Consider the following 16,361-nt stretch of genomic DNA (forward strand, 5'->3'; position numbering starts at 1 on the left):
CCTAAAAGGTATCACCTTAATCCTGCTTTTTGCAGGTCACCGATGATCTGTTTCAGTGTTGCCGGGTCTTTGTAAGGCTGGGTGGCCGCATAGGTTTCGAGACGAAAATCCGGGGAAATTCGCCTGATTTCAGCAGCGGCTTTTTGGGCGGCTTGCAGTCGATCCAGCGCAATATTGGCGGCGGCCAGGATCAGATAAGCAGCCTGATGATTCGCATCGGCCTGGATCGCTTCTGTCGCCGCAGCGATGGCTTTGTCGTATAAGCCGCTGCCGAAGTAGGCCGAGGCCAAAACCGCCTGAAAAAAGGGCGGGCAAACCGGCGCCAGACGAATGGCAAATTTAGCCATGCCGATGGCTTCTTCCGCCCGGCCCAGGTATATTAAGATATTGGCTTTGGCCACAAACGAAAGATCACAACTGGGTCGTGCGATGACCGCTTCTTCCGCAGCCGCCAGCGCTTTTTCATGATCACGATTAAAAAGATCGATTTCAGCCATCACCAGATGCGATAGCCCGGTAAAGTCATCCAGTTCCATGGCCCTGCCGGCCCGCTCAGCCGCCAGCACCAGTGATTCGGAAACATCATCGCATAGTCCCTGCGCGACCGCCCACCAGTGTGACCAGGCCGCCATGGCATAACCGAAAGAGGCTTCCGGTTCCAGCCGGATGGTTTCTTCAAACATTTGCTGGGCTTCGCGGATATCTTCTCTGGTAGACCCAAACAGGGCTTCCCAGCCCCGGTAATAGCATTCAAGCGCTTCTGGATTTTGAAGGGTTTCCCTTATGCTGCGACCAACTTCGCCGGTCACCAGCTGTACGTCCATGGCGGTGACGATCTGTTCGGTAATCTCATCCTGTACCAGAAAGATATCGTCAATCTTGCGATCAAACCGTTCAGCCCATATCTGTCGGCCGCTGGCGGTCTCGACCAGCCGGGCAGTGATCCGGACACGATCACCGGCTTTGCGAACCCCTCCATCCAATACATGGCTGACACCCAATTTGGTGCGCAGCTCGTCAATGGAAGGGATCTGAGCCTTGTAGCTAAACATCGAAATTTCGCTGATCAGAAAAAGACCGGGAATTCTAACCAGAGCAGTCATGACATCCATCGTCAATCCGTCACTGAAATAATCTTGCTTGGGGTCGGCACTGAGATTTGCAAATGGCAAGACGGCCAACGAAGGCTTTTCTGGAAGCGGTGGCGTTGTGGCGGGCTGCGCTACAGCCGCCGCAGTCAATGGGGGTTTTTCAAGCCCCTCGGGGACCACCCGGTACACATGCACTGCATCGGGAATATTTTTCAGCGTCTGGGGCCCCATATCAACATACTTATGCTCGCGTTTGTTGTGCACCTGGCTGTAAACAACTTCCGAGATACAGATGCCGCAGGTTTCAGCAAGACTTTCCAGTCGGGCGGCGATGTTGACCCCGTCACCATAGATAAGATCCCCATCTACCAGAACATCGCCAATGTTGATGCCGATGCGCAGGTTCATTTGCCGATGGGTATCAATTTGCGCATTCAGTTGGGCCAGGGTTTGTTGAATTTCCATGGCCGCATCCACCGCATCGATAGCACTTTGAAACTCGGCCAGCATATTATCGCCGACAAAATCAACCACCCGGCCTTGATGGGCATCAACAATCACAGAAATTTTTTCCCGCCAGGCAGCCAGGGTCCGTACAGTGGCGAGTTCATCTTCGGCCATCAGACGGCTGTAACCAACCACATCGGCGCTGATAATAGCCGCCAGACGGTGTTTGAGTTCATCTTGGGTCATTTTAGATACGCCTCAGCTAAAAGAAACATATGCGGGGGAATGGCAATGAGAAGGCTTAAGCGCTTCTTGGATAACACATACGTCTGAACAAATTCAAATGTCAATACCCTAAGCGGGTACGGAGGGCAGGTTGCCGTAAGCCGAGTCCGGTGGGTCGGGGCATTTATTTCATATGCGTAAGCAAAAAAAGTCTGCGATCAACGGTTTAACCTAGCTCCGATACGCCTTCGACAAAATCGAGCGGCAGCGTAAACAGTATCCCCTTGCCGGGCTGATCCAGATCACCGCATAAAGATTTGACGATTTTGATGGCTTTGTCCAGGCGCTGCTTTTCTCTGATGATCGTCAGAATGGTCTTGTTTGAAGATTCCAGATCGGTGGTGACCTTGTTGATTTGCTGCATCACGGGCAGCGTTGCCCGCGTGCGCATCAGCACCCGCCCCATACCGGTGCTGTCAATCACCGTTGAGCCCGTGATACCGATTTTGGCAAACTGCTCCATAATGGTTGGCAATTGTTCGGATTGCTCTAAAACATTCACCAGTAAATACATCTGATGGTACCTCCTCTTACTCTTTCGTCAACCGGGCTGCCGGGCTGGCCGTATTTTCTTATTATACAGCCAAAATGAGACGGCAGTGCTTAGGTCTACAAGCCCGACAGGCTGTCTTCTTTGATTTTAAAAATTCTGGCCGCCAGCCGTTCGGGAAACAACACCGGTACTTCCGGCTGTTTGATAAATGTAAATTTGACAAAATTGCCGAAAAAGCGTCTGCTTCCCGCCTCAGTTGAAATGTCTTGCCAGGGGAAGAACAAAGGCGGGTGGCCGATACGAAAAATCGGCAATATGGCCATATAGAGTCCATATTTGTTGGCGCCGACGGTGATGCAGTTGTTGTAATTGGTCCATCTGCGCAACCCGGCACTTTTGAACCACAGTTTCCGACCGTCAAAGTCAGAATTGGATCGATAGTGCCCCGCCAGCATTCTCCAGCCACCGATAGCAGATAAAATTGTACAAACACCGATCCACAAAATAATGACAATTAAGATGAGGGTCGGCACGGAAAAAGACTCAAATTGAATGGCATCCATGCTCGTTCTTCAATAATACCGTGAGCTTACATTTATATATCGGTCAGATATACCGATCCCTTTACGTTGGGGGCATTAATGGCGCCCCAATGTTATGCTCTGAAGCCCGCTGCGCATGATGATTTTTCTGAGCAGCGGTTTGAAGATGAAATGCGCTTTCACATTTTTAAAAAATATATTTTTGCGCAGTTTTGCGGTCATCTCTAAATAGCGCTTTTCAAAACCCTCTGGTGTGCCGTGCATCGCCTCGGCCAGCATCAAGGCGCTTTTGAATGCATAGCTGAGCCCTTCGGCCGAGCTGGGGCTAATCCAGCCGCCGGCTTCACCGAGCAAGGCAATTCCTTTATGGCCGGTTGACAATTGCTGTTGCCGCACAGGCCTGAGGATTAGCGTGCCCTCTCTAAATATGGTTTTACCAATCTGCATGCCGTAGGCTTTTAGTTTTGATTTCAAGAGCGCAAATTTTTCAGCCGCTTTCTGTCGGTAAGGCAGGGCCGCTCCGATCAGCAGATAGCTGCCTTTGGGTATCGTCCAGCAATAATAGTCGGTGATGCGGCCATCAAATATGGACGTGAAATAGGGCCGGTCATTTTTTCTTTCAACCCATTCCTGTATGGCAACATATTTTTGAGGAACAGCATGCGGGGCAGAAAACTGGGCGCGCACCTTAGATTTGGCCCCGTCGGCGCCTACGATCATTTTGGCTTGCTCGCTGAACCGCTTTTGTCCCTGCGCGACAGTGAGCTTGAAACCATCGCCATACGCCGCATAGGATTGAAGCCGGCAACCGGTCCGGATATCCACGGAGGCCGGCACCAGTGACAGCAGCCAAGCATCAAATTTTTGGCGATTCATATTGATGTAGTGACGCTGATAATAGCGCTCTAAACCTTGCGGTAAGTCGATGGATTTAACCACAAACAACTGCGGATCTTCTAAAACACCTTTGGGCAGGCCCAAACCCAGTTTGGACAGCATCATCTGGGCATCGGGTGCCAGCAATCCGCCGCAGCACTTGAGGGCCGCAAAACCCTCGCAGTCCTCTGTTAACCGCCGCGGTTCGATCAACAACACCTTATAGCGGTCGCCAATGAGCCGGGCGAGGGTAGCACCGGCAGGACCGCCGCCTATGATAGCCACATCATACATCACGCTAATTTCCCCATTGATCTTTATGCCGCTGATAGCGATCACAGGCTTCTTGATTGCCCAGATCACATGATGTTTTCACATCCGCCAGTGAACGGGAAAGATTATTTTGCTGAAAGTAATGGCGCGCTCTTTCAAGATAGGCGCTGGCATGCTCCGGCTGCAGTTCGATGAAGCGGTCCCAGTATGCCATCATCTTGCGCGATTTGCCCAATTGATCAAGCGTGTAGTCCATCAGGGCATACGAATCATAATGCCGCGGGTCCAGCTGCATCGCATTTTGCAGATCCTCGATAACCCGTTCATGCTGGTTTAGGTGCGAATACGCCGCTGCCCGCCAATAAAAGGCCTCCTTGTTTTGGGGATCGAACCTGAGTGCAAATCCATATTGCTCAATGGCCTGCTGCCGGTCGGTTTCAAAAACTTTATGGCCCAAGTTAAGGAAACGGGTGGTGGCCCATTGCTGCCAGTGCAGAATTTCAGGATGATGGGGCGTCAGATCGCAGGCGGTTTGCAGATCTTCTGCTGCGGCCTTAAAATTCTCTTTTTCAAAATGTATTCGAGAGCGCAGGTGAAAATTTTCGCTGACGGTCGGTCTCAGATAGATACTGCGTTCGACATCCGCCAGCCCTTTATCCAAATCCTTGAAATGGGCATAGCGCACCTGGGCCCTTTTTGAATAAAAATACCAATCATCGCCGTAAGCCATCGCTTTGGTATACAGCGCCAGGGCGTCATCATATTTTTTTTGGCGCAATAAATCGTAGGCCTGCTCGCTGTAAATATAGCCATACAGGCAGGTAAAGTGGGGATTGATATCGACATACAATTCGGCTGATTTGGCAAATTCTTCCATCCGGCGGTAACTGCCCATCCCGCGGGGTGAGATGGCGTACAGATATTGCAAGCGAAGTAAAAAGGAAGACGGAAACAAATTAAAGGCCTCTTGCGACCATCGCTGCAGATCGGTTTCTTTAGCCATGACATAGCTGATGCGGATCAACATCAGATAGGCGGTTAAGAGCTGTTGATTGATCCCCAGCGCAACTTGGATATCCGCCATCGATTTTTGAAAATTGGCCCAGCGCATCTTAAACTGCACCGGTTTTTTGTCTTTGACTGCGCTATAGCCCCAGCTCTCCCAGGCCTTGGCGTGATAATAATGCGCTCTGGCCAGATAAGGGGCAAAGTGGCCGGGCGAATGTAAAATCCAGGCCGCAAATATCTTCTCATAGGCGGGCAGGGTTGTTTCAAAAACCCGCCAGGCATCTTCGAGCGCGTATTCAGTGCTGAAATCGTCTTCAAATGCCTGCTGATAGGTTTCGTAAATGGTATTTAAGGATGCAAATTGACCGCTTTCAAACAGCTCTCTTAAGGCCTCGATTCGCTGCGGCGAAAGGGTGATCGGCGGATCTTTGGGAACCGGCAGATTTTCCGAGGCCCGGGTGACTTCATAAACTGGGGATTTGCCGAGCCCCATTTTCCTGAATATGCGAAATGAATTGTCGTCGACGTTGAAGACAACGACCCCCATCACCACCAGCAGACTGATGACAATGCCGGTGATCACCAGCGCTTCCCGCAAGGCGGTTTTTTTGCTGGGGGGCTCGCCGCAGGCTTTGCATCTGTCCCAAAAACCCGTCTGGCGACCGCATGTCGGACACTTCGTATACATCACCATTTCCTTGTATCAGGATGGTCTGGCATCCACTTTACTTCCCATTTGCCTTGCTGTGTGACTTGACGTGCAGCCATATGTCCATGACGATTTTTAAAAAGATGAGGACACACAGCAGCACCACCGGGGAGCCCAGCTTCATAATCAAAACACCGCCCAATATAATGGCCACATGCATCAACACAATTCGTTTGTAAGGGCGGGTCATGATCTGATTCATCTTAAGCGTCAGGTATTCCTGCCCGTTGATAAAGTTGCGAATAAACGATACGCCGTGGCTGATAAAAAGACCCAATGCCGGCCACTCCAGTCCCGGTGGTCGGCTGTGCCACAATTGCATGACCACCGAATACAGCAGCTGCAAAAAGATCAGCGGGCCCATCCAGGCCTCCGGGGCTTCAAGGGCCTTGCCAGGGGATCCGATTTTAAAAAACGTCAGCAGAAAAAATCCGTGCACAGCACAAAAACCTCCGAAATGAACGCAGAAGAAAGGGATCATAAACAATTTCTTCAACTGCCGGCCCCGGGAATCGACTTTTACCAGCATCATGCGCATGATGTTGTAAAACCCGACAATCAAGTTCTCTATCCAGTACAGCAGCACGATGGCGGCCGCATCCCAGCCCAAAAAAATGACGCCAATCAGGGGTACCAGATTGGCGACAGTCAGGGAGACAATCGGAAGTGAGGGCTTGTGCGACGGAGTATGAGAAACAGAATCTGTCATCTTAAAGCGCTGTTTGTGTTTATTTTTAGCCGTTTCTGAATGGGTTATGCACGCAGGGCAAAAAAGGCCGGAATCAGAATCGCCGCCGCAATACCCACAAGGGCCAGGCCAATGGATATCAGGGTCAGGATACCGATAAATTTCCAGAAGGATTTCTGATACGCAATCGCTTTACCCAGCTCTATGGCATCGCCGGCCTTTAAAAAAGCGCTGATGGCGGTCGCGTACTTTGACAGCCAGATCGATGGGATCAGATAAATCACACTGCTCAGAATGTACAGGATGCCCATCAGCAGCAGGGGCGGTGTTTTTTCTGAAACCGGGATAATACTTTCACCGATAATCATGCCAAGACCGGCCAGAATCGTCAGCCCGGTACCGATAAATCCCAATATCGACAAAAATCGGGTCCAGGGCCAGGTCGCCCGCATTGATTTGCGGATGTAGTTTAAAATCGCGCGGTTACGATCGACACTGCCATCCGGCCCCAGGTCACCGGAATCCCGTCCGTCACTAAATACTTGCATACCCTCCTCCTTTTTTGCCGATTGTGCGGATGATACCTCACATTTTCTCATATTGTGGCTGAAAATGCAAAAAAGTCCGCGGTAAGCTATTAAATTTATAATATGATTTGATGCCGCTGCCGGGCGCGCGGGTATTGTATCCACCAAAATTGACGATTTGAAAAATTTCGACTATAATGATATTATCTGATTCGGAATGGAGAAACCGCCCGTATGACACAACTTCGCTGGCCGATGACAGTAGCGGCCATATGCTTTCTGCTTTTTCTATCCCCCAATTTAACCCCTGCAAAATCAACCTTATCGGAGTCCCGCTACGACCAGGGATGGCAGGCCTATGATGCCGGGCACTATACTAAGGCCTTTGAGATCTGGCAGGCACTGGCCGAACAGGGTCATGAGCTGGCCCAGGTCAATCTGGGAGCCATGTACGATGCCGGGCGGGGCACAACCGAAAACCCATCCAAAGCCTTTGAGCTGTTTTTTGCTGCCGCCCAGCGGGGCAACCCCTATGCCCAGTATAATGTGGCCAACATGTACGCCGAGGGACGTGGGGTTCGTGGCGACCGCAATCAGGCCAAAACCTGGTACCTGAAAGCCGCCGAACAGGACCTGGCCATTGCCCAATACAGCCTGGGCATGCTCAATGCCAGTAGCGCCCGGGAAGAAGATGTGGCTGAAACCCGCAACCTGGACGTTGCCATCGGCTGGCTTTATAAAAGCGGGTTGACGCATTTAAAAAATGATAACCTCAGCGGTGCCCGCCAGGCCTATGGTTCCATCGCAGAACTTGCCGGCGATCATCCCCTGGCCGAACAGCTCAGCTGCAAAATCGACGGCAAAAAGCAAGGCCCGGCCACCGGCAACCGCCTGGCGCCATTTAACGGGGCTTCTTTAGGCACCGGATGGCCGATCTCAGCAGGCTATGTGATTACCAATCATCACGTGGTGGCGTCGGCCGCTGAAATTTTCCTGTTGGACGCATCCGGTCAAAAGATTAAAGCCCAGCCGATTCTGTCAGATGCGCTACACGATATTGCCATTTTACAGGTGGGCGACATCGCGCAACTGCCGCCGGCTTTGCCGCTAGCCACCGACGAAATTGATGTTGGTGACAAAGTTTTTACCATCGGCTTTCCCCGTATTGATGAGATGGGTGTCGATCCCAAACTGACAGATGGGGAAATCAGCAAATTGTCCGGCCTGGAAAATGACTCGGCCAGCTATCAAACAACGGTCCCCATTCAGCCCGGCAACAGCGGCGGTCCGCTGCTCAACATGCGTGGTGAGGTGGTGGGCGTTGTGCGCTCGATGATCGCTGTCAAACACAAGCAAACCGGTGAAACCCGTGTGTATGAAAACGCCAGTTGCGCCACAAAAATAGCGCGGCTATCTGAAATCCTCAGCAAGCTGGAAGCGCCCGCGGCTACCCTGCAAACCCTGCCCCACCAGCCGGAAAACATGGCTGCCCTGCAAAAGCGCCTGCAAAACTCGCTGCTGATTGTGGTGGCACGCTAGGGTTGCCTCCATCCTATTAACGCCAATTGCGGATTACTATCTCTACCTTCATCTAAGATCTTAAAAAAAAATTCCAAATCCCAAAACACAAAAATCAAATAGTTCGATCCTGAGCAGGGTCGAAGGGCAAAAACCAAATTCAAAATGCCAAAGGTTTGAATCATTGAAAATTGAGATTTGGAATTTGTTTGGCCAGCGATGAGCGCCGTCGAATTGAATTTGATTTTTGATATTTTGGATTTAGATGCCCCTGTGACCTTTCTTTGGACTTTCCTTCCTGTAAATCGGGGTTATATCACCGCCAACCGCGTAATATCCCCCATTTTTGGTCCTTCATTTTAACGTATCGAATAATTTTCTAAACAAATTTATCTAATTATATAAGCTTGTTAAAAAAATAACGGGTCGACAGTTCGTCGTCCGGCAAGAATTTTGCCACAATGTAATAGGCAGAAGTTAAAGTTGGTAGAAGTGGTGCGAACATTTTGCGTGCCGAAACACAAACATTGGAAGAGGAGGTAAATAATGAAACGACCTGTAACCTCAATAATTGGTATTGTTGCCATTGGGGTTGCGGCTGCCATGCTGACCGGCTGTGCATCCAGCAGCAACAATACAATGGCCAGTAAATATGAAACCAAACTCAATGAAAAAAACAAAAAGATCGATCAACTGCGCGCTGATAATCAGGAAAAAGAAAAGATTATCGAAGTCTATAAGAAAGAGCTGAAGATGTCGAACGAGGCTGCTGCGGCTGCCGAGCAACGCGCAGCCAATGCCGGTTCTGCCGACATGAGCGCTTCTCATTCCGGAAGCAGTCTTTTTCCACCCAATGCCAAGGCGGGCGAATGCTGGGCAAGAACATTCATTGCCCCCCAGTATCGGACAGTTAGCGAGCAGGTTTTGAAACGCGGCGAATCCGAACGTCTGGAGCTCATCCCGGCCCAGTATACGTGGGAAGAGCAAAGCGTTCTGGTTAAAGAAGCTTCACAGCGGATGGAAATCATCCCCGCCCAGTATCAATGGGTTGAAGAAAAGGTGTTGGTCAAACCGGAATCCAAGCGATTGGTTGAAGTACCGGCACAGTATGAAATGCGGCAGGAACGGGTTCTGGTCAAAGAGGCCCATACCGTTTGGAAGAAAGGCCGTGGTCCGATTGAAAAAATCGATCATGCCACCGGTGAGATTATGTGCCTGGTGGAAGTACCGGCCACATATAAAACCGTATCCAAACGAGTGATGGTCAGCCCGCCGACCACTAAGGAGCTCTTCGTACCTGCTGAATATAAAACCATCAAAAAAAGAGTTATGGTGGAACCGCCAAAAGAACGCAGAGTCGAAATTCCGGCCGAATACAAGACCGTTAAAGTCCGTAAAATGCTGTCAGCGGCGCAGGAACGTAAAACTACCATTCCTGCTGAATACCAGACCATTACGCGGACCGAAAAGATTAGCGACGGCCACATGGAATGGCGGCGAATCCTGTGTGAAACCAATGTCAACGCTTCGATTATCAGGCAAGTCCAGATGGGACTGCGCGATGCCGGGCATAATCCCGGACGCATCGACGGCGTCATTGGGCGCGATACTCAGGCTGCGCTCAAATCCTACCAGCGGGCCAACAACCTCGCTGAAGGTGGTTTAACCCACGAAACGCTTCGTCACATGAATATCAGCCTGTAAACCCACTGCATCCGTAACATGTGCGAAGTGCAAAGACCCCGCCGGATTGCCGGGCAATCCGCGGGGTCTTTATCTTTTGGCCGATGCCAGGGTCTTATTTTAGGCTTTTGAAAAATCCCCAGATCTCATCACAGCCGTTGATATCGCGGGTTGTGCGGCCCACCAACCATTCCGGCAGATACTGAAGTCCATCCGGCCAGGTATGGCCGCCGCCATCGATCCGATACAGCACGACCTTTGATTCATCTTCACACAAATCATATTCGATTTTGGTCACGCGGGTGCCATCATCAGCCCGATCGGCAAGCTGGGTGGTGGTGGCCTGCGGGCTGCAGCGGTTTTTTTGGCGCCAGATCCGGATGGTTTCATCGGTTGAGAGCACCGCACCCCGTTTGCGGCGAAATGCTTTGATTTGCCCGCCGTTGTAAGGCACCAGCGGATCTTCGGTGCCGTTGAAAATCGCCAGGCTGACAGTCGAATCTGCGGTGCACAGCGGGGTGATGGCCACCGGAATCTGGGCGGTTACCGGGGCAATCGCACGAATGGTATCGGGCTGGCTGCAGGCTAGCTGAAATGACATCAGCCCGCCGTTTGAAATACCGGTTACAAAGATGCGCCGCTCATCAATCGGATAGCGCGTGCTCAGATCCGCAATCAGCGCTTGCAAAAACCCGACGTCATCGATGCCTTTGCGGTGCGCTCCAGAAATATTATCCGGCCGACCGTCATTCCAGGATTTGTCAATGCCCTGGGGATACACCACATAAAAGCCGTCGCGGTCGGCCAGCGCGTTGAAGCGGCTGTCGGTCAGCCGCAGCATATTTTGATTCGTTCCGCCGCCGCCGTGCAGCACCAGCAGCAGCGGCCGTTTGCCCGGATGCGACGTCTGGCCGGACGGCTGATGCAAGATATAATAGCGCTCACGCCCGTCGTGACGCACGGAGCTGCCGGTCTGCTTTTTCGAATGCGCGCAGGCAAAAACGACCACTAGCGCTAGCATCGAAACCATAGCAGCGCAGGCCCTTAACCTCTGTTTTCGATTCATTACAGTCAATGATATCACTCTCCGCGTTGCCGTCTAACTGTGACTGTTTCCCCGCCAATGCCCCAATTATCGGTGTCAACTTCATCGATGACCACGACAGTGGTAGCGGGATTTTTGCCTAAAACATCCTCAAGGAGTTTGGTGGCCCCTAAAATCAATTGCGCTTTTTCCTCTGAAGTGACACCCTCCCTGGTGACTTTGATGTTTACAAACGGCATGGTTTTATCTCCTTTAGCGTTGGATCGGTAGAACCGAATTTTAATTTAAAGCCTCAAGATCAAATCAGGACGTGCGCTGCGCCCGCCGATCCGGTTTATTTCACCACCAGCCAGACCCCCAGCAGCATGCAGCAAAGACCCAGCGAGCGCGTCAAGTCCATCGGGCGCACCGCAGCACCCAAAAAGCCGAAATGATCGATCAATGCGGCAATCAAAAACTGCGAGGCAACGATCAGGGTAAATCCTTTGGCCACCCCCAGGCGCGGCACCACATACCCGATGGATCCGACAATCACAAGACCCAGCACCCCGGCAGAAAAAGCATACCAGGGCACGCTTTGCCAGCTTTTAAGATTGCCGCCGCGCAAGGCGGCCATCAGCATGGCAATCACAAATCCGCCGCCGGCATAAGTGATAAACACGCCGGTCAGGGTTCCCAGAGAACGATCCAGCAACCCCATAAACTGCGCCTGCAGTGTAACCGCAACCCCGGCCATAACGGCAATGCCGATCAGAAAAACGGTGTTCATCGCTCAATTCCTCGGTTTTATCCGTTCAATATATTCAAACAACAGGTTATCTGCCGCTTTTGTAAAAAAAGATATCCGCATCCCCGTTGCGATTATCACCCATTTCCATGTGTTTTTTCCTATCGGCTGCATTCGTCACGACCTCATTTCGGTATCAGATGGAAGCTAAACATCGCCGGTGGGAACGATACCGGCACTTTCGATCATTAAGATGACCGTTTTTTGCGGCGCACGGGTTTTGTGCACCACCCCTTTGGGAACAACATACCCCTGTTGGGGTTTTAGTTCAATCGAGTCGCTGTTTTTAATATCAATTATGAGCTTGCCCTCAAGCGTCAAAAAGAATTCATCTTCTTTTTCATGTTTATGCCAGTGATATTCACCCTCGACAATGCCCAGTCGAACAACCGAATCGTTCACCCGGCAAAGGGTCTGGTTGTACCACTTATCCTTGCATGCGTTGACCAATGCCGCAATATCGATCCGTTCGAGTGCTTGATGCAAAATGTTCATATGATTGACATACGGGTAGGTTGAATCGCTCATCATCATTTTCCTGAAGTGTTGCAAAATTAATAAACGGAAGGACGCCCCTTGGATTCCGCAACATTTATCGGGCACGTATGCGCTTGTTTTCTGTTTTTATCGTGTACGGGTCGCAGCTGATGCTATCCAAATCAGAAGCCAAAGATTCAATTCGCTTTATAAAATGCTGCCGCTGTTCGTCCGTTAGCAGACGATCCAGTTGAACCATTAACTTGAGGGTGACGTCGGTATTGAAATCGATTTTTTGCTGATAGGCTTCCGGCCGCAGACGCTCGGAATAAACGATTAGATCAAACATTTCTTTGCGAAATTCAAGGCTGTCGTCGCGCTTTTCCAGCACCGTGCGCGCATGGGCCTGGGTCCTTTCGCGGTTTTGCAGCCACTGTTCGGCAATGGGCATCAGGGTGGCATTCCATTCGGCAACAGCCTGTATTTGCAACGCGGTGGGATCTGATATCCAATAATCCACCCTTTTGAGCATCTGCGCCTGCCGGTTTTTATCCAATTCATTTGCAGGTAAATCAACATATTTTTCCCTGAACTCCTGATTACGGCTTGCCAGATTGGCAAACAGCTCATCGATTTGCTCATCTGACGCGGTCAACAGCAAGTCGGTAACATCCGAAGCGATTTCACGCAACAGGGCTTGCCACAGTTCCATAAAGCGGGCATAGTGAAACCTTAGACGTTCAACATCGATGGGATTTGCCGGATCGGCAACATCATTTCCCAGTACGCGCAGGGCCTCGGCATAGACCGGCAACTGGGTGCGGCAATGCCATTCCAGCTGCGCCAGCAGGCGCTTTTCGAGCATGTTTTTCTGCTCGCTGTCCAGAGAAATATAATCGCTGATGTACCACGGAATCAGCCAGTCCAGGTGAAAATATATAAACCGGGTACTGCAACCCACCACCACAATCACAACAGCAGCAATCAGGATTTTGTTTTTCATTGATCTAACATAACTATGGTCGACGGCATTTCAATTAACAGATAGCCGCTAATAGTCCCAACACAGGAATCATATAATAATAAAGTGTATTATAAGTGAGAAATTGAGGCAGTCCGGCATTGCCCATTACAAAACAGGCGGTATGGGGGTTTCATTATCCTGCCGGTGTTTGCGCCACGCAAAAATTCCGCCCAGGCGCACGCCCACCCAGGCGATAAAATCAATGATCGCAAAACCATTGACCTGGATGCCCACCTCTCTGAACAGATCATCCCACGCCTTGCGCCCGGCGTCTTTCATATAGGGTGCAATTTGACCGCTTGCATTTATGAACCATAATTGATTGTAGCGGTAGCCGTAGTCATGAATCAAACCGGGAATTAAGAGCAAACCCACCGGGCTGAGAATGGCCCAGAAAATACGGGGGATGGAGGCGCCGTCAAACTCGAAATCGATGGGAAGCACGATCTCATCACCATTTTCCCGCAGGAAATGCCAGTTCTTTTTGAGCCGCCACTTGCGAATATCAAACAGCCACACCAGCAACCGCATGAGGAACGGCCTGTTTTTGGTGGGAATCGGCAACGGCAAAAGAATCGGCATGTCCTCGTCGACCATCAGCGGCGTAACATCTTTTCTGAAAATCAGATACAGAATAAATAGAACGCTGATGATCACAAACAGGACAACAAAAATGATTCCGACGACGTGGAAGAAAGATATCATATTTTCCCCCTTTAATTCATGCAGGCGAAGCGTTTTAAGGTATATCGATGGAGACTACATAAAGATGAAGACTGCTTAACAATGATAGTGCAAAATTTCAGGTTAGTCGGTTACTCCGGTAATTCGCTGAAAATGGGTAAAATATCTGATTTTAGAATTAACGGGCTAACCCACCAAAGGCGGACAAGCGGGAAACGGGCTCAACCCAAGAGTAATTGATGCACTTTTGAAATAGCGCTTACCTATTTAGCGGTATGGGAGGCGGCATGGGTGGCTGAACCTGCTGATAAAAAGCGGATTTGTCTCCGGTCACAACAACAATTATTAAGATGATATCAATGATGATGCCAAAAACGCCGCCAATCATCATGGCCGTAGCAATAAAAGAACCAGCCGATAATGCAATAGCCCCCTTAAGAACGCCCAATGCGATACTTGCACCGGCGGCCCCGTAAAATAAATGAATCGAAGATGGTTTTAATTGCAGCAATTGAATTGATGCCAACAGAAAAAATGCACAGACGAGCAGTTTCAGAATCCCCGCTATGATTGACCATGTACCATACCATTCAGGAAAATCAAATATATTAATAATTGAATCAAAAAAGCCCATCGGAAATTCATCACCGCCCGGAGGTTGCTCTCCATTATAGGATTGCTTGGCTCTTTCCTTTTCCATTTCGGCTTCAATCATCTCTCCAAAATCGGTAAACATTTCCTGTTGCATCTTCATTAATTTAGGCATTAGCATTTCCTGCCCGGCGCCTAAAATGCCAAGACAGGCAAAAATGATACCCAAAACCCCCACCGCGGTCACCCATGTCGGTCTTTTCATCTTGATCCTCTTTGAAAATATTTTTAGCCTCCAGTCTGCTGACTTCCTATAGCCCGTCCTGTCAATCAGGAAAACTTAGCCGCATATCTGGTGGTTATATGATAATTATCGCCGTAACCGCTCCTAACTTAAACAAAAAATACAAATGCAGGGGGATTCAATGTTTTAATACTCACCGCAAAGACGCAGAGGTCGCAGAGAGAAAATTTTTTTTGCCTTGTCGTTGAGACGCCGACAAGGCAAAACCATCTCAAGCCTGCGGGTAAAACAATTTATTCTCAGCCGTATTACTAATTGAGCCACTTAAATGTTACCAAAATAGCAGTAAAGGGATGATGATCATGGTTTGTATAATACTTGCGTAGGCAGATTTTTTTTTGCTTTCCGTCCTCCCTGCCAGGCCATAGCTTTAGCGACGGCTGGTCAACGGAAAGCAAAATTAAAAATATCTCTGCAAACTCTGCGCCTCTGCGGTAATAAATTACGGCTGGTCCAAGGGAGGAAGGACCGGGTTGCGTTCTTTAAGAATGTCCTCCATGCGCGACTGAATCTGAGGTTTCAATTCCGGATGCGTGAAAATAAAAAACTTTTCCTCGGCAATAGCCTCAAATACCTTTTCCGCCACAGCTGCAGGCGACATCCCGTTTTCGATCATATGCCGAAATATGACTTCCAATTCTTCCATTCGCGAATTGGGTTCGCTGGCGGAAGGATCATTTCGGTATGCTTCGGGCCGATTACGCTCGGCATCCATGATCTGCGTGGCCACAAATCCCGGGCACAGCACCGACACAGTGATTTTGGCGCCCCTGATGGCCAGATCGTGATAGAGCTGCTCTGAAATGGCCACGATACCATGTTTGGTCAGCTGATAAAGGGCCGAGGGATGAAAGGTCGTCAGTCCTGTTATCGATGAGGTGTTGACGATATGACCGGCGGTATTCTGCTCGAGCATGAGGGGGACAAATTCGCGTATACAGTTGATCACGCCCCACATGTTAACACCAATTACCCAATCACAATCATTTAATGTGCTTTCCCACAACGCCGCGCCGGCAGCAACACCGGCGTTGTTGATTAGCAGGTCTATGCTTTGATAAGTATCGACAACTTTTTGCGCCAGGTTTTTGACATCCTCGAGTTTGGCAACATCGGTGACCACAGCAGTCACATCCGCTCCGGCGGTTGTAAATTCGGATGCGGCTTTTTCCAGGGCCTCGGCCTCCACATCGGCCAAAACCACCTTCATTTGTTTTTCAACACTCAATTTTGCCAGACCCAGCCCGATACCGCTGGCGGCTCCCGTAATAACAACAACCTTATTTTTAAATTCTTTCATACCGCATCC

The 16,361-nt window shown here is 50.1% G+C and carries 17 protein-coding genes; 2 read left to right on the top strand and 15 right to left on the bottom strand.

Going from position 1 to position 16,361, the window contains the following annotated elements:
• Window positions 1-11 precede the first annotated feature (11 nt).
• The 7 genes from QNJ26_15400 to QNJ26_15430 all read right to left on the bottom strand — a co-directional run bounded on the left by QNJ26_15400 (window position 12) and on the right by QNJ26_15430 (window position 6,960).
• Window positions 12-1,784 (bottom strand): adenylate/guanylate cyclase domain-containing protein, encoded by a 1,773-nt coding sequence (locus QNJ26_15400; protein ID MDJ0986924.1) that lies wholly within the window; start codon window positions 1,782-1,784, stop codon window positions 12-14.
• Window positions 1,785-1,989: 205 nt separating this feature from the next.
• Window positions 1,990-2,337: a P-II family nitrogen regulator gene (locus QNJ26_15405; GenBank protein MDJ0986925.1), complete on the bottom strand. Its 348-nt coding sequence runs from the start codon at window positions 2,335-2,337 to the stop codon at window positions 1,990-1,992.
• 95 nt (window positions 2,338-2,432) lie between these two features.
• Window positions 2,433-2,879, bottom strand: coding sequence for a hypothetical protein (locus QNJ26_15410; protein MDJ0986926.1), 447 nt, complete (start codon window positions 2,877-2,879; stop codon window positions 2,433-2,435).
• 75 nt (window positions 2,880-2,954) lie between these two features.
• Window positions 2,955-4,028, bottom strand: coding sequence for an FAD-binding protein (locus tag QNJ26_15415; GenBank protein ID MDJ0986927.1), 1,074 nt, complete (start codon window positions 4,026-4,028; stop codon window positions 2,955-2,957).
• 4 nt (window positions 4,029-4,032) lie between these two features.
• Window positions 4,033-5,703 (bottom strand): tetratricopeptide repeat protein, encoded by a 1,671-nt coding sequence (locus QNJ26_15420; GenBank protein MDJ0986928.1) that lies wholly within the window; start codon window positions 5,701-5,703, stop codon window positions 4,033-4,035.
• A gap of 37 nt (window positions 5,704-5,740) precedes the next feature.
• Window positions 5,741-6,433, bottom strand: a complete 693-nt coding sequence (locus QNJ26_15425) for a DUF6498-containing protein (protein MDJ0986929.1) — start codon at window positions 6,431-6,433, stop codon at window positions 5,741-5,743.
• Between the two features lie 44 nt (window positions 6,434-6,477).
• The gene (locus QNJ26_15430) at window positions 6,478-6,960 is read right to left on the bottom strand and encodes a hypothetical protein (GenBank protein ID MDJ0986930.1); all 483 of its coding nucleotides are present in this window, start codon (window positions 6,958-6,960) and stop codon (window positions 6,478-6,480) included.
• Between the two features lie 213 nt (window positions 6,961-7,173).
• On the opposite strand from QNJ26_15430, the gene QNJ26_15435 reads away from it, so the two are divergent.
• Together QNJ26_15435 and QNJ26_15440 are read left to right on the top strand one after the other, a co-directional pair.
• On the top strand, window positions 7,174-8,478 hold the full coding sequence (locus QNJ26_15435; protein ID MDJ0986931.1) for a trypsin-like peptidase domain-containing protein: 1,305 nt from the start codon (window positions 7,174-7,176) through the stop codon (window positions 8,476-8,478).
• 525 nt (window positions 8,479-9,003) lie between these two features.
• Window positions 9,004-10,161 (top strand): peptidoglycan-binding domain-containing protein, encoded by a 1,158-nt coding sequence (locus QNJ26_15440; GenBank protein MDJ0986932.1) that lies wholly within the window; start codon window positions 9,004-9,006, stop codon window positions 10,159-10,161.
• A 94-nt stretch (window positions 10,162-10,255) separates the two neighbouring features.
• Here QNJ26_15440 and QNJ26_15445 read toward each other — a convergent pair whose 3' ends face one another.
• The 8 genes from QNJ26_15445 to QNJ26_15480 form a co-directional block, all read right to left on the bottom strand.
• A complete protein-coding gene (locus QNJ26_15445; protein MDJ0986933.1) occupies window positions 10,256-11,206 on the bottom strand; it encodes a PHB depolymerase family esterase in 951 nt (316 codons plus the stop codon).
• A 14-nt stretch (window positions 11,207-11,220) separates the two neighbouring features.
• Window positions 11,221-11,424 carry a 4-oxalocrotonate tautomerase family protein gene (locus tag QNJ26_15450; GenBank protein ID MDJ0986934.1) on the bottom strand — a complete coding sequence of 68 codons (204 nt, stop codon included), beginning with the start codon at window positions 11,422-11,424 and terminating at the stop codon, window positions 11,221-11,223.
• A 95-nt stretch (window positions 11,425-11,519) separates the two neighbouring features.
• Entirely contained in the window at window positions 11,520-11,954 is a 435-nt protein-coding gene (locus QNJ26_15455) for a DMT family transporter (GenBank protein MDJ0986935.1), read from the bottom strand.
• A gap of 165 nt (window positions 11,955-12,119) precedes the next feature.
• The gene (locus tag QNJ26_15460) at window positions 12,120-12,500 is read right to left on the bottom strand and encodes a cupin domain-containing protein (GenBank protein MDJ0986936.1); all 381 of its coding nucleotides are present in this window, start codon (window positions 12,498-12,500) and stop codon (window positions 12,120-12,122) included.
• Between the two features lie 64 nt (window positions 12,501-12,564).
• Complete coding sequence (locus QNJ26_15465) at window positions 12,565-13,452, bottom strand: DUF6279 family lipoprotein (GenBank protein ID MDJ0986937.1); 888 nt, start codon at window positions 13,450-13,452, stop codon at window positions 12,565-12,567.
• 126 nt (window positions 13,453-13,578) lie between these two features.
• Window positions 13,579-14,178: a DUF1353 domain-containing protein gene (locus tag QNJ26_15470; protein MDJ0986938.1), complete on the bottom strand. Its 600-nt coding sequence runs from the start codon at window positions 14,176-14,178 to the stop codon at window positions 13,579-13,581.
• A 238-nt stretch (window positions 14,179-14,416) separates the two neighbouring features.
• Window positions 14,417-15,013: a hypothetical protein gene (locus QNJ26_15475; protein ID MDJ0986939.1), complete on the bottom strand. Its 597-nt coding sequence runs from the start codon at window positions 15,011-15,013 to the stop codon at window positions 14,417-14,419.
• A 481-nt stretch (window positions 15,014-15,494) separates the two neighbouring features.
• Window positions 15,495-16,352 (bottom strand): SDR family NAD(P)-dependent oxidoreductase, encoded by an 858-nt coding sequence (locus QNJ26_15480; protein ID MDJ0986940.1) that lies wholly within the window; start codon window positions 16,350-16,352, stop codon window positions 15,495-15,497.
• Window positions 16,353-16,361: the final 9 nt, after the last annotated feature.

Source organism: Desulfobacterales bacterium (assembly GCA_030066985.1).
GTDB lineage: Bacteria > Desulfobacterota > Desulfobacteria > Desulfobacterales > JAHEIW01 > JAHEIW01.

What these genes read in the sequence shown, in the direction of transcription:
- QNJ26_15425 (MDJ0986929.1), bottom strand. Translation starts at nt 6,433, where the DNA reads ATGACAGATTCTGTTTCTCATACTCCGTCGCACAAGCCCTCACTTCCG.
- QNJ26_15440 (MDJ0986932.1), top strand. Translation starts at nt 9,004, where the DNA reads ATGAAACGACCTGTAACCTCAATAATTGGTATTGTTGCCATTGGGGTT.
- QNJ26_15470 (MDJ0986938.1), bottom strand. Translation starts at nt 14,178, where the DNA reads ATGATATCTTTCTTCCACGTCGTCGGAATCATTTTTGTTGTCCTGTTT.
- QNJ26_15445 (MDJ0986933.1), bottom strand. Translation starts at nt 11,206, where the DNA reads ATGAATCGAAAACAGAGGTTAAGGGCCTGCGCTGCTATGGTTTCGATG.
- QNJ26_15420 (MDJ0986928.1), bottom strand. Translation starts at nt 5,703, where the DNA reads ATGTATACGAAGTGTCCGACATGCGGTCGCCAGACGGGTTTTTGGGAC.
- QNJ26_15415 (MDJ0986927.1), bottom strand. Translation starts at nt 4,028, where the DNA reads ATGTATGATGTGGCTATCATAGGCGGCGGTCCTGCCGGTGCTACCCTC.
- QNJ26_15475 (MDJ0986939.1), bottom strand. Translation starts at nt 15,013, where the DNA reads ATGAAAAGACCGACATGGGTGACCGCGGTGGGGGTTTTGGGTATCATT.
- QNJ26_15460 (MDJ0986936.1), bottom strand. Translation starts at nt 12,500, where the DNA reads ATGAGCGATTCAACCTACCCGTATGTCAATCATATGAACATTTTGCAT.
- QNJ26_15400 (MDJ0986924.1), bottom strand. Translation starts at nt 1,784, where the DNA reads ATGACCCAAGATGAACTCAAACACCGTCTGGCGGCTATTATCAGCGCC.
- QNJ26_15480 (MDJ0986940.1), bottom strand. Translation starts at nt 16,352, where the DNA reads ATGAAAGAATTTAAAAATAAGGTTGTTGTTATTACGGGAGCCGCCAGC.
- QNJ26_15465 (MDJ0986937.1), bottom strand. Translation starts at nt 13,452, where the DNA reads ATGAAAAACAAAATCCTGATTGCTGCTGTTGTGATTGTGGTGGTGGGT.
- QNJ26_15430 (MDJ0986930.1), bottom strand. Translation starts at nt 6,960, where the DNA reads ATGCAAGTATTTAGTGACGGACGGGATTCCGGTGACCTGGGGCCGGAT.
- QNJ26_15450 (MDJ0986934.1), bottom strand. Translation starts at nt 11,424, where the DNA reads ATGCCGTTTGTAAACATCAAAGTCACCAGGGAGGGTGTCACTTCAGAG.
- QNJ26_15455 (MDJ0986935.1), bottom strand. Translation starts at nt 11,954, where the DNA reads ATGAACACCGTTTTTCTGATCGGCATTGCCGTTATGGCCGGGGTTGCG.
- QNJ26_15405 (MDJ0986925.1), bottom strand. Translation starts at nt 2,337, where the DNA reads ATGTATTTACTGGTGAATGTTTTAGAGCAATCCGAACAATTGCCAACC.
- QNJ26_15410 (MDJ0986926.1), bottom strand. Translation starts at nt 2,879, where the DNA reads ATGGATGCCATTCAATTTGAGTCTTTTTCCGTGCCGACCCTCATCTTA.
- QNJ26_15435 (MDJ0986931.1), top strand. Translation starts at nt 7,174, where the DNA reads ATGACACAACTTCGCTGGCCGATGACAGTAGCGGCCATATGCTTTCTG.